13 protein-coding genes are annotated in these 12110 nt (G+C 66.3%); 3 read left to right on the top strand and 10 right to left on the bottom strand.

Going from position 1 to position 12110, the window contains the following annotated elements; all coding sequences use genetic code 11:
• A partial coding sequence (locus tag QGG75_07305; protein MDP6067044.1) for a caspase family protein occupies nt 1-1552 on the bottom strand: 1552 nt, incomplete at its 3' end.
• 179 nt (nt 1553-1731) lie between these two features.
• Between QGG75_07305 and QGG75_07300 the strand changes: the two genes are divergently transcribed.
• The 3 genes from QGG75_07300 to QGG75_07290 all read left to right on the top strand — a co-directional run bounded on the left by QGG75_07300 (nt 1732) and on the right by QGG75_07290 (nt 4977).
• Nucleotides 1732-2880 carry an acyl-CoA dehydrogenase family protein gene (locus QGG75_07300; protein ID MDP6067043.1) on the top strand — a complete coding sequence of 383 codons (1149 nt, stop codon included), beginning with the start codon at nt 1732-1734 and terminating at the stop codon, nt 2878-2880.
• Nucleotides 2877-3950 carry an acyl-CoA dehydrogenase family protein gene (locus QGG75_07295; protein ID MDP6067042.1) on the top strand — a complete coding sequence of 358 codons (1074 nt, stop codon included), beginning with the start codon at nt 2877-2879 and terminating at the stop codon, nt 3948-3950. The genes QGG75_07300 and QGG75_07295 overlap by 4 nt, the downstream gene beginning before the upstream one ends.
• Nucleotides 3951-4140: 190 nt before the next feature.
• Entirely contained in the window at nt 4141-4977 is an 837-nt protein-coding gene (locus QGG75_07290) for a hypothetical protein (GenBank protein ID MDP6067041.1), read from the top strand.
• 31 nt (nt 4978-5008) lie between these two features.
• Here QGG75_07290 and QGG75_07285 read toward each other — a convergent pair whose 3' ends face one another.
• The 9 genes from QGG75_07285 to QGG75_07245 form a co-directional block, all read right to left on the bottom strand.
• Nucleotides 5009-6064 (bottom strand): M23 family metallopeptidase, encoded by a 1056-nt coding sequence (locus QGG75_07285; GenBank protein MDP6067040.1) that lies wholly within the window; start codon nt 6062-6064, stop codon nt 5009-5011.
• 53 nt (nt 6065-6117) lie between these two features.
• Nucleotides 6118-6765: a protein-L-isoaspartate(D-aspartate) O-methyltransferase gene (locus QGG75_07280; GenBank protein MDP6067039.1), complete on the bottom strand. Its 648-nt coding sequence runs from the start codon at nt 6763-6765 to the stop codon at nt 6118-6120.
• Nucleotides 6762-7568: a 5'/3'-nucleotidase SurE gene (surE, locus tag QGG75_07275; GenBank protein MDP6067038.1), complete on the bottom strand. Its 807-nt coding sequence runs from the start codon at nt 7566-7568 to the stop codon at nt 6762-6764. Before surE ends, QGG75_07280 begins: the two co-directional genes overlap by 4 nt.
• The gene (serS, locus tag QGG75_07270) at nt 7561-8841 is read right to left on the bottom strand and encodes a serine--tRNA ligase (GenBank protein MDP6067037.1); all 1281 of its coding nucleotides are present in this window, start codon (nt 8839-8841) and stop codon (nt 7561-7563) included. Before serS ends, surE begins: the two co-directional genes overlap by 8 nt.
• Nucleotides 8842-8948: 107 nt before the next feature.
• Entirely contained in the window at nt 8949-9791 is an 843-nt protein-coding gene (tatC, locus tag QGG75_07265) for a twin-arginine translocase subunit TatC (protein ID MDP6067036.1), read from the bottom strand.
• Between the two features lie 5 nt (nt 9792-9796).
• Nucleotides 9797-10219 carry a Sec-independent protein translocase protein TatB gene (tatB, locus tag QGG75_07260; protein MDP6067035.1) on the bottom strand — a complete coding sequence of 141 codons (423 nt, stop codon included), beginning with the start codon at nt 10217-10219 and terminating at the stop codon, nt 9797-9799.
• Nucleotides 10220-10267: 48 nt separating this feature from the next.
• On the bottom strand, nt 10268-10504 hold the full coding sequence (locus QGG75_07255) for a twin-arginine translocase TatA/TatE family subunit (protein ID MDP6067034.1): 237 nt from the start codon (nt 10502-10504) through the stop codon (nt 10268-10270).
• Between the two features lie 97 nt (nt 10505-10601).
• On the bottom strand, nt 10602-11252 hold the full coding sequence (gene scpB, locus QGG75_07250; GenBank protein ID MDP6067033.1) for an SMC-Scp complex subunit ScpB: 651 nt from the start codon (nt 11250-11252) through the stop codon (nt 10602-10604).
• Nucleotides 11245-12093, bottom strand: a complete 849-nt coding sequence (locus QGG75_07245; protein ID MDP6067032.1) for a ScpA family protein — start codon at nt 12091-12093, stop codon at nt 11245-11247. Before QGG75_07245 ends, scpB begins: the two co-directional genes overlap by 8 nt.
• Nucleotides 12094-12110: the final 17 nt, after the last annotated feature.

Raw genomic sequence — 12110 nt, 5'->3', positions numbered from 1 at the left:
GGTAGGCGACCTCACCTTGCAGGTAGCTACGGATCTCGCCCAGCGACACCCGGCCGTCGTCGTCGCCGCCGCGGTCAGCCCGATCGGCTTGGCCCAGCAGACCTTCGAGCAGATAGCGGGTGAACAGGCCAAGCCCGGCGTCGGTGTCCCACGAGGCGATCTGGCTGCCATCGGCCGCCGTCAGGATGGCGCCGTTTTGCAGCCCGCCCGGCAGCCGCGCCGCAAGATAGATGCCGGAGGCCGCCGGCAGCAACGCACCGCCGTGCGAAAGCCCGGAGAAACAGGTGTCCAGCATCACCGTTACAGATCGCGCCCGGGCCTTGCCCAGGTTGGCGATCAGCGTGTCGATACCGTAGCCCGTGAGCCGCGCCTTGCCGGGATCGCCATCGCTGGGCAGCAGATATCCGGCGCCACCACGGCCCGGCACGCCATGGCCCGAATAGTAGACCAGGACATCCGAGCGCCCGGCCCGCACCAAGTCGTAGAGCCGGCCCTGATGTTCCTCGGGCGAGCCGAAGTGGGCCATCAAGTCGGCCTTGGTAGCGTCGCGTAGCAGCACGATGTTGCGTTCCGCGAAGCCCAACGTTTTGTGCACGTAGCGGCGTATGGCGGCGACGTCGTTGTGGGCAAAGCGGACCTCCGGCACGTCGCCGTGGCGGTAGTGCCGGTTGCCGACGATTATGGCCACGGCGTCGGGGTTGGCGGGGCCGGTGGGGAAGGGGTAGCTGAGGCTTTGTCCCTGTGGCTCGGCGGTTCGGGCCAAGGCCGGCACTTTATCGGCCGACACCTTGCTCGCCGCCGTGCTGGCGGTCTTGGGGGGCAGGTGTATGGCACGGCGGTGGACCCAGCCGATGGGCCTGCCGCGCTCGGCCACCTGGCCCCAGCCGCTGGGCAGGCTGGCCACGACGTGGATCAGATCGCCGCGGCCGAGGTGGCGCACGATGGGCGACTTGCGGTCGGGCAGGTCGCGCAGCGGCGCTCCCTCGATGCCGACCTCGACGATCATGTCGCGCCGCACCAGACCGGTTGTGAGGGCTGCCAAACGTTCGTGGCGCTGGCGCACCAGGGCCGGCGTGGCAACGCGGTCGCGGGGTGGTAACGGGGGCACCAGGACGTTGCGGGGCGGTGCCTTGGCCCTGACCGGGTTGCGCGGCGGGGGGGCTTTGGCAAGACCCGGCGGCGGGCGGGAGACGCGACCGCTCTTGCGGATCACGTCCGCCCGATGATGCAGATCTTGGTAACGCACCTCGGCCTGGTTGCGCTTGTGTTCGTTGCCTGACAGGAAGGTCTCGGCAATGGCTTTTTTCTGCTTGGCCATCTGGCGATTGAGGCGCGCCAGCGCATTCAGCACCCGGGCCCGGTTGCCGGTAGCCCGGACGGCCCGGCGTTCGAGTGCCTTGGCCTCCTCGAGGTATTCATAGGCATAGCGCATGAATTCGCGATAGTCGTCGAGCGACCTCTTGTCAGCGTTGGCACGCACGCCGCCGGCCGTCAGCGCCAGGCAAAGCGTGGCTGCAAGGATGCAGGGAATGGCTCGCAGAATGCTCTTCATCGGCTGGTTATCTCACCCGGGTTGTCATGCCCTCCGAGGCGCAAATGGGTACTTGGCGAGGCTAATCGCAAGCGGTTCAGATTTCACTAATACCTATGCAAGGATTAGAGCCGGAATTCGGCGACAGCGGAGGAAAAAGTGATAAGTTCTGCTCCTCCGCAGCAAATACGAGCCTCGTCATGACCTCCAGCCCGCGCTTCGAAGCTGTCCAAATGCCGCCCGGCGCCAACGAATTGAGGGCCGAAGTGCGCGCCTTCCTGGCTGCCGAAAAGGCCCGCGGCATACGTTTCAGTCAGCAGTACGGCTTCGAATATTCCTCCGACTTTAGCCAAAGCGCCGGCCGTCAGGGCTATATCGGCATGACCTGGCCCAAGGAGTACGGCGGCCATGAGCGTTCGTCGCTGGAGCGCTACGTGGTGATCGAGGAATTCCTCGCCGCCGGCGCGCCGACCGGGGCGCACTGGGTGGCCGACCGCCAAAGCGGCCCGCTGCTGCTGCGCTTCGGCACGGACGAGCAGCGCCGGAAGATTCTGCCCCGCATCGCCGCCGGGGAATGCTATTTCTGCATCGGCATGAGCGAGCCCGATTCGGGCTCCGACCTGGCCTCGATCCGCAGCCGCGCCACGCGCACAGAAGGCGGCTGGCAGGTCAACGGCACCAAGCTCTGGACCAGCGGCGCCCACAACGCCCACTACATGATCGCGCTGGTGCGCACCGAGGCACCCGGCGAGGACCGCCACGCCGGCATGAGCCAGATGCTCATCGACATGAAATCCGAGGGCATGGAGATCCGGCCGGTCATCAACCTGGCCGGCGACCATCACTTCAACGAGGAGATCTTCACCGATTGTTTCGTGCCCGACGACATGGTCATCGGCGAGGTCGGCAACGGCTGGAACCAGGTCATGAGCGAGCTCGGCCACGAGCGCTCGGGGCCCGAACGCTTTCTTTCGACCTTCCAGATCTTCGTCGAGCTGGTGCGCCAGATCGGGCCCGAGCCCAGCGACCGGGCGGCCGAGGTGCTGGGACGCCTGGCCGCCCACCTGATGACGCTGCGCCAGATGTCGCTCTCGGTCGCCGGCATGCTGGAGCGCGGCCAGTCAACCAACATCGAGGCCGCCCTGGTCAAGGACGTCGGCACCAGTTTGCAAAAGGAGATGCCCGATATCGCGCGCACCCTGATGCAGGCCGAGAACGATGGCGTCATCCCCGAGGGCTTCGTCGCCACGCTCGACGAATCCATCCTCTATTCGCCGGTCGGCACCATCCAAGGCGGCGCCCGCGAGATATTGCGCGGCGTGGTGGCCCGGGGGCTTGGCCTGAGATGAACGACATGCGCCAGATGATTGCCGATACCGCGGCGCGGATCTTCCGCGACCATTGCGATGGCGACCTGATCGCCGCCGCCGAGGCCGGCTTCTGGCCGGCCGAACTGTGGCAAATCCTGGAGGAAAACGGCCTCACCCGGGCCGCCGTGGCCGAGGAGATGGGCGGTGCCGGCGGCAACTTGGGCGATGCCATGACGCTGGTGCGCGAGGCCGGGCGGGCCGCTGTGCCGTTGCCGCTGGCCGAGAGCTTCCTGGCTGGCTGGCTGCTCGAAGGGGCCGGCCTGGAGGTACCCGAGGGGCCGCTGACGGTGGCGCCGGTCGGGCCCGCCGATGCCCTTTTCATCGAACAGGCGGCCGGCGGCTGGATCCTCAACGGCAACGCTACTATCCCATGGGGCGCCCAGGCCGGCCACATCGCGGTCATTGCCGAGTCCGAGGCCGGCGATCAGGTGGCCCTGGTCGAGGTCCGGCGCACGCGCACCACGGGCGGGCAAAACCTGGCCGGCGAGCCCCGCGACGCGGTGATCTTCGACAACATCGTGCTGCCCGCCGATGACGTGCGGCCGGCCGGCAACCAGGTCAGCCGGGCCGGGCTGTTCCGCCTCGGTGCCCTGGCCCGTTCGGTACAGATCGCCGGCGCCCTGGATGCCGTCCTGGCCATGACGTTGGCCTACGTCGGCGACCGCGTGCAGTTCGGCCGCCCGCTGGCCAAGTTCCAGGCCGTGCAGCAGCAGCTCGCGGTGTTGGCCGGCCAAGTGGCGGCCGCCGGCCGGGCCGCCGACTGGGCCACAGCGGCGGCCGAGGCGGCCGAAGCGGGCGAGGGCGCGGAAGCCATTGTGGCAGCCAAGGCGCGGGCCGGCGAGGCGGCCGGGGTGGCGGCCGAGATCTGCCACCAATTGCACGGCGCCATCGGCTTCACCCGGGAGTATTCGCTACAGCACCTGAGCCGCCGCCTCTGGGCCTGGCGCGACGAGTTCGGTCCCGAAGTGGTCTGGCAACGTGAGCTCGGCCGTCTGGCCGCCAAGTCCGGCCCGGAAGGCCTCTGGCCTTTCATCACGGGTACCGGCTAAGCGGTTTCTTCCAGTTCAGGGGCGGCCTGGGCTGAAATCGACAAAGATTGCTCTAGATAATGTTGGGATCCCCTATCCTTGCCGCCGTCTGGGGGATCGCCGTGAAGTATGGTATTAGGGTATTGTTTGGTCGCGGCATGGTGCCGCGCGGGCGCTTGGTTACTTTGGGAACGACAGGTGAGAACGGATCGTGAGCGACGCTGAGGAAGCCAGGCAGGACGCCGAGCAGTTCGATTGCGCCGTAGCCGGCGAGGTCGCCGGCCTCAAGGACCGGTCAGAACTCTCCATGCCCGGATGCCAAGCCAACGCCTCGAAGGTGATCGAGGCCATACTGACCATCGCCCGCGAAGAGGCGGTGGATGGTAAGCTCGACCTGGAACGCCTGGAAGCATTGGCCTCGGCGGTGCGAAGCAAGGAAGTGCGCAGTTTCTATAGCGCCAACTACAAGCATTGCCAGTCCGCCAACAATTTGACCCCGTTCACGCCCTACCGCGAAATGTTCCTCGGCCGGGTTATCTCCAGCCCCTTGGAAGCGCTGCTTTTCGCCACCCCGCCGGTGATGCTGCGCAGCCAGCTGCCGGCCCTGTTTGCCGCCGTCAAGGCGATGATCGGCGATCAGGTCTTCGACAGACTCGATGATACGGCCCGTGTCGTCTACGAGGAATACATCTCCGAGATGGGCCGGGATTTTGTTTGGGATCCCTTCTATGCCGATCCCCGCATCGTCGCCATCTTCTGCGAGACGGTGGTCCGGCTGGCCGAGCCCTTTGCCGTTTATGAGCAGACGCGCGATCGTTTCATCGAAATCATGAACACCCCGGTCGGGGAGGCCGATGGCGGCAGCGCTGGCGAGAGCACCGAGGTATTCACCGTGCAGCACTTTCACGGCCTGTTCTTGGCGCTGTTTCGGCCGGTGACCCCGAAGTGTGCCGGACTGCCCCACCGCGATGGTTTGGCCGGCACCGGGATCCCGGGGGCTGTCGATGACATCGATGCCCTGCTGGACGAGTTGGCGGCGGACAGATAAAGCCGCCCTGGGCCTCGCCGCTTTGCCGCCGTCAGCCGCTGGCCTGCTTGCTGGTGGGCGCCCGTATCATTCCAAATCCGAAGGATCGATGCGGATTGGCTATCACCCCCGCCGATTGGGGGGCCAGGTATTTCAGAGGATCCACCGCCTTGGCGCCCCGGCGCAGTTCGAAATGCAGTTGCGGCTCGGCCAGGCCGCCGCTTTGGCCGGCCCGGCCGACGGCCTGACCGCGGCGCACCTTGTCGCCGCGCTTGACCAACAGCGAGCGGTTGTGGGCGTAGGCCGACATCCAGCCGCCAGAATGCTTGATCAGCAATAAATTGCCGAATCCCCTGAGCTCGTTGCCGGCATAGGCGACGACGCCGGCGGCGGTTGCGCGCACCTCGCTGTCGATGCGGGCGGCGATGTTGATGCCATCGTTGTGCAGGCCGCCGGGTTTGGCGCCGAAGCGTGATATCAAACGGCCTTGCAGCGGCCAGGCAAAGCGGCCCTGGCGCGGCGGCGGTTTGGCCAGCGGCGGTTTTTTGGCCAGGCGCTTGGGTGGTGCGACCGTGGTTTTGCCGGCAGACCGGGCGGCGGGTTTGGCTTTGCTGACAGGCGCCCGTGGTGCCGACCGTGGCGCCGCCACTTCGACCGCGGCGCGGCCGGGCAGCCTGAGTTTCTGGCCGGGATGGATGGTGTAGGGCGGCGCCAGGCGATTGGCCCGCGCCAGGCTGGTCATATCGACGCCGTAGTGGCGGGAAATGTCGTAGACCGTGTCGCCCTTGACCACCAGGTGGTGGCGCGTGACGGGGATCTCCAGGCGCTGGCCCTGGCGCAGAACGAAAGGCGCCCTGAGGCCGTTGGCGTCGATCAGCGCCCGGGTCGAGACACCAAAGCGCCGGGCGATGCGCCACAGCGTGTCACCGCGTTTCACAACCGCCAGGAGGCCAGCGGGCGCCTGCCTGGCGGCGTCGCTTGCGGCGTTACTTTCTGTGGCCAGGCCCTTGTGGATCACGGGCGCCGGCGCCGGCCGGCTGCAGCCGGTCAGCAACGCTGCCAGCAGCAGCGCCAGCGCCATGCCGACGCCAGTTCCAGGGTTCGCCATGGCGCGAGAGTATGTTGCCGCGGCCAACGGATCAACGCCGCTTCGACCGCACTCTAGTCCCTCTCGGCCTCCGCCGTGCCGGCCACCAGGGGCACGAATCGCACCGGCAACAGGTCATCGCGCTCGAAGCCGTCTTCAGTGCGCCGGATACGCACCACCGACTGGCCCATGATGCCGCGGCCCAGGGGAATGATGAGAATGCCGCCGATGGTCAACTGATCGGTCAGCGCCGGCGGCAGGCCGTCGGCTGCCGCCGTCACCAGGATGCGCTCGAAGGGTGCCTGTTCGGGCCAGCCCAGGCCGCCGTCGCCGTAGCGCGTGGTGATGTTGTGGTAGCCCAGCCGCTGGAAGCGTTGTTCGGCCTGGCGCAGCAACGATCGGTAGCGCTCGACGGTATAGACCCGGCGGCAGAGCCGGCTGAGCACGGCCGCCTGATAGCCCGAACCGGTGCCGATTTCCAGCACCTTCATGCGCTCGCCGAGTTCCAGGACCTCGGTCATGAAGGCCACCACGTAGGGTTGGCTGATGGTCTGACCCTGCTGGATGGGCAGCGCCGTGTTCTCGTAGGCCTGGTCGACGAAGGTGCCCAGCACGAATTCTTCGCGCGGCACCCGCTCTATGGCCGAAAGCACCTGCGTGTCCTTGATGCCCGACTGGCGGAGCTCCATGATGAGGCGGATTTTGGCCGCATCCTCGCTCACGTCAGCGACTTCTTCAACGCCTTGACGGTGGCCCGGTGGGTGAGATCGATCTGCAACGGCGTCAGGGAAATGCCGCCGGCCTCGACCACCCCCAGATCGGTCGCCGCCGGGTACGGGGTGCCGAGGTTGCGCCGGTAGCCGATCCAAAAATAGGGCTGGCCGCGGGCGTCGACGCGGGCATCGATGACCAGGTCGGCGGTGTCGCGCCGGCCTTGCACGGTGATCTGAAGATCGCCGGCCTTGGCCGCCACGACGTCGGGGAAGTTGATGTTGATCAGGGTGTCGTCGGGCCAGCCGGCAGCCAGCAGCCGGCGGATCAGAGCCGGCGCGTGGCTCTCCGTGGTGGCCCACTTGGCCGTTTGCCCCGGCACCACGGCCTGGCTCAGCGCGATCGAGGGAATGCCCACCAGGGTGCCTTCCATGGCCGCTGCCACGGTGCCCGAATAGGTCACGTCCTCACCCATGTTGGCGCCGCGGTTGACGCCCGAGAGCAGGAGATCGGGGCGCTTTTGGTCCTTGAGGATATGGCTCAACGCCATCAGCACGCAATCGGTCGGCGTGCCGCGCACGGCATAGCGGCGGCTCGACAGGCGGCGGATGCGCAGCGGCTCGTGCAGCGTCAGCGAATGGCCGGCGCCGCTTTGCTCGGTCTCCGGTGCCACCACCCAGATGTCCTTGCTCAGCGTCCGGGCGATGCGCTCCATCACCTTGAGGCCGGGTGCCCGGATGCCGTCGTCGTTGGCGATCAGAATGCGCAAATCGGAGGCGCCGGATTTCGAAAGCTTTTTGCCAACCTTAGCCATCTGCGCCGATCACCTCCTGGCCGTCGAGATAGGGACGCAGCGCTTCGGGCACCAGGACCGAGCCGTCGGCCTGCTGGTAGTTCTCCAGCAGCGCCACGATGGTGCGGCCGACGGCCAGCCCCGAGCCGTTCAGCGTGTGCACGAAGCGGGTGCCCTTTTTGCTGCCCTCGGGGCGAAAGCGCGCGTTCATGCGCCGGGCCTGGTAGTCGCCGCAGTTGGAGCAGCTCGAGATCTCGCGGAAGTTGTCCTGGCCCGGCAGCCAGACCTCGATGTCGTAGGTCTTCCGTGCCGCGCCCCCCATGTCGCCGCAGCTCAGCGTCACCACCCGGTAATGCAGGCCCAGCCGCTTGAGCACTTCCTCGGCGGCGGCCGTCATGTGCTCGTGTTCATCGTCGGAGTGTTCGGGATGGGCGATGATGACCATTTCCACCTTGGTGAATTCGTGCTGGCGGATCATGCCGCGGGTGTCCTTGCCGGCGGCGCCGGCCTCGGAGCGGAAGCACGGCGTGTAGCCGGTGAAGCGGAGCGGCAGTTGGGCCTCGTCGAGGATATCCTCGCGCACCAGGTTGGTCAGCGGCACCTCGGCCGTGGGGATCAGCCAGAAGCCTTCTTCGGTGTGAAAGAGATCGTCGCCGAACTTGGGCAGGTTGCCGGTACCAAAAAGCGCTTCCTCGCGCACCAATGTCGGCGGCTTGACTTCGACGAAGCCGTGCTCGCGGCCGTGCAAATCCAGCATGAACGAGGCCAGGGCGCGCTCGAGGCGCGACAGCGCGCCGCGCAGTACCACGAAGCGGGCGCCGGATATCTTCGTCGCGGCGGCGAAATCCATCAGCCCCAAGGCCTCGCCGATCTCGAAATGCTCCTTGGGCTGGAAGTCGAATTCGGGGCGTACGCCGACCCGGCGGATTTCGACGTTGGTGCTCTCATCAAGGCCTTCGGGCACGTCGTCGGCCGGCAGGTTGGGCAGCACCGCCAGCATCTCGTCGAGTTCGGCCGACAAGGTGCGCGAGGCGGTCTCGGCGTCCCTCACGGCGTCCTTGAGGCGTCCCACTTCGGCGATCTGCCCGGCCGCGTCTTCGCCGCGTTGCTTGGCCGCGCCGATTTCCTTGGAGGCCTGGTTGCGGGCCTCGTTGAGCTTTTGCAGCTCGGTCTGCGAGGCCCGCAGCTTCTCGTCGAGGGCCAGGACCTGGGGCGACTTGGGCTCGTTGCCGCGCCGGCGCAGGCCGTGATCGAAGGCCTCGGGGTTTTCGCGGATCCATCTGATATCGAACATGAGAGGGCCTGGCCGAAAGGGTGAACAGCAGGGCAACGAACGAGCGAGTTATATACGTGAGACCCCGGCGACGCAAAGCCGGCCGAAGGGGGAGGCTTCAGGCCAAATCAATCGTCATCACCATCTTCGGTGTCGTCATCGTCGTCGTCATCGTCGTCGTCATCGTCACCGTCGGTCTCGTCTTCATCATTGCGTTTCTTCTCGACCAGGCGGGCCGACCAGATGGAAAGCTCGTAGAGTCCGATGATGGGCAGCGCCAGACTGATCTGGCTGAGGGGGTCGGGCGGCGTCAGGATGGCGGCGGCTACGAAGGCCAGCACGATGGCGTAGCGGCGCTTGCTTTTGAGCCCTTGCGACGACGTCATGCCGGCGTAGGCCAGCAGGGTGATGATCACCGGCAATTCGAAGCTGATGCCGAAAGCGAAGATCAGGCGCATCACCAGGCTGAGGTATTCGCCGACCTTGGGCAATAACTCGATGGCCAGTTCGTCGCCGCTGCCGAGGGACTGGAAGCTGGCGAAAAAGCGCCAGGCCACCGGCATCACCAGATAGTAGACCAGCGCTCCGCCGGCCAGAAAAAGCACCGGCGTCGCCACCATGAAAGGTATCAGGGCGCGTTTCTCTTTTTTGTAGAGCCCCGGCGCCACGAAGGTCCAGAACTGGCCCGCCACCAGGGGAAACGAGATGAAGGCGGCGGCGAAAAAGGCCACCTTGATGTTGGTGAAGAATTTCTCGTGCAGCGCCGTGAAAATAAGGCGGCGGTTTTCTTCGCCTTCCCACAAATCGGCCAGCGGCGCCACGAGGAAATTGAAGAGCTCGTCGGCAACGTAGAAACAGGCGAAAAAGGCCACGATGAAGCCGAGAATGGCGTAGACCAGCCGGCGCCTGAGCTCGATCAAATGATCGAGCAGCGGCATTTTGCTTTCTTCCAGCTGGGCTTCCGAGGCCATGGGCTCTAGCTGCCGGCCTGCGACTGGCGCGGCGGGGAATCATCCGCCGGCGCCTCGGCGGCATCATCGGACTGAGCGGTATCGGCCGGCGCCTCGATCACCTCGTCGATCGGCTTGGTGTCCCCGGCCACCGCCTCGTCGAGATCGAAATCGAAGGTGTCGTCGAAACTGCCGCTGGGATCGAGGGTCTCCTTGATTTCGGCGTCGAGGCCCAAATCGGCGGTGTCGGTAACCTGCTTGCGCAGATCGTCGAGTTCGGATTCCCGTACCATGTCGTCGATGGTGGATTGGAAATCGCTGGCCATGCCGCGGATCTTGCGTACCGCCGCCATGACGGTACGCAGCACCCGCGGCAGTTCCTTGGGACCGACCACAATAACCGTGATCACGGCCACGATTAGCAGTTCTGGCCATCCGATGTCGAACATGGCGGCGCGACCGTTGCTGGAAGGACGGACCGCAGAGGTCCGGGGCGTTCAGGTTTTGGCAGCCTGGTCTTTGCTGTCGTTCTCGACCGCTGCCGATGCATTGGCCTCGATGGCCTTGGCGTCGCCCTCGGCGACCTCCGTTTCACCTTCCTTGATGCCCTTCTTGAAGGCCCGGAGCCCCTTGCCGAAATCGCCCATGATGGCGGAGATCTTGCCGCGGCCACCGAACAGAATCAGGACCACGGCCAAGACAATCAGCCAGTGCCAGATACTGGTGAAACCCATTCTCGTTCTTCCTCATTAAGCTCCGCCGGGACGGCGGACAATGGCACATTAGCCTATTTATGGCAACGCTGACAAAGAGATAGGGGATTCTGGCCGGCTAGCTGGGATCGAGGGCGATCAGGGTGTCGTCGGCGTCGTCGTCCGTGTCCTCGTCCTCGTCGTCCTCGTCGTCCTGGGTGGCGGCCTCGGCCCGGGCCTCGGCCAGTATCGCCCGGGGCGGCTGGGCCTGCAGCATTCCCGCCGCCTTGAGTTCGTCCAGGCCGGGCAGGTCGTCGACCGATTCGAGGCCGAAGTGCTCGAGAAATTCCTCGCTGGTGCCCCAGGTGGCGGGCCGTCCCGGGCTGCGACGCCGGCCTCTGAGCCGTACCCAGCCCGTCTCCAGCAACAGGTCAAGCGTGCCGCGGCTCAAACCAACCCCTCGGATTTCCTCGATCTCGGCCCGCGTGACGGGCTGGTTGTAGGCGATGATGGCCAATGTCTCGACCGCCGCCCGCGACAGGCGCCTGGGCATCGTGACCTGGCGTTCGAGCAGGAACTTCAGGTCCGGTGCCGTGCGCAGGGCCCATTTGCCGGCCACCCGCACCAGATTGACGCCGCTGTCGGCATACCGCTCGGCCAGTGCCGCCAGTAGCGCCGGCACCTCGGCGCCGTCCGGCAGGCGGGCCGCCAGGTTGGCCTCGTCGAGCGGCTCGTCGGCCGCGAACAGCAGCGCTTCGACCATGCGCAGGAAAGCCTTTTCCTCAGTCATGGTTGTCCCCGCCCCCAGCCCCACCATCACTATCGCTGCCGTCGTTCCGTTCGATGGGTTTCACATAGATGGGCCCGAACATCTGGCCCTGACGCAAGTCCAGGCGTCCCTCGCGTGCCATCTCGAGGCTGGCCGAAAGCGTTGCCGCCATGGCCGAGCGGTATTCCGGCCCGTGACGGAATTCGGGCGGCAGAAAGCCTTCCAGGCGCTCCCAATTGGGCATGCGGCCGAGCATGCGCTGCAAACGCTCGGCTGCCTCCTCGACCGTGTAGAGCCGGCCCAGCGGCAGTCTCAGGGGCTCGCCCGGCGTGCGATCGCGCTGTTCGGCATAGGCGCTCAAGAGCTCAAACAGGCTGCACTCGTAATCCGAGCTGCGGATCATCCGAATACCCTCGGGCATGCCGCGGGCAAAAACGTCGCGGCCCACCCTGTCGCGCGCCATCAGCCGGGCCGCCGCTTCCCGCATGGCCTCCAGACGCTGCAACTGGAAGGTCAGGCGGGCCGCCATCTCGGGGCCGCTGAGTTCGTCCTCGTCCTCGGGTTCGGGCAGCAGGAGCCGCGATTTCAGGTAGGCCAGCCAGGCCGCCATCACCAGATAATCGGCGGCGATCTCCAGCCTGAGCCGGCGCGCCTCGCTGATGAAGGTGAGATATTGCTCGGCCAGGTCGAGGATCGAGATGCGGGTCAGATCGACCTTCTGGTTGCGCGCCAGCGCCAGCAGCACGTCGAGCGGTCCCTCGTAACCCTCGAGGTCGACCACCAGCGGTGCCGCGGCGTCGGTCTCGGGGGTCGTCGGGGAAATCGGTGGCGCCCCGAGGTCAAAAGGTTCTTCGCTGGTCAAAGTCGTTCCCGTCTCTG

The organism is Alphaproteobacteria bacterium (assembly GCA_030740435.1).
Classification (GTDB): domain Bacteria; phylum Pseudomonadota; class Alphaproteobacteria; order UBA2966; family UBA2966.
This window is presented reverse-complemented; position numbering and strand designations above follow the sequence as displayed.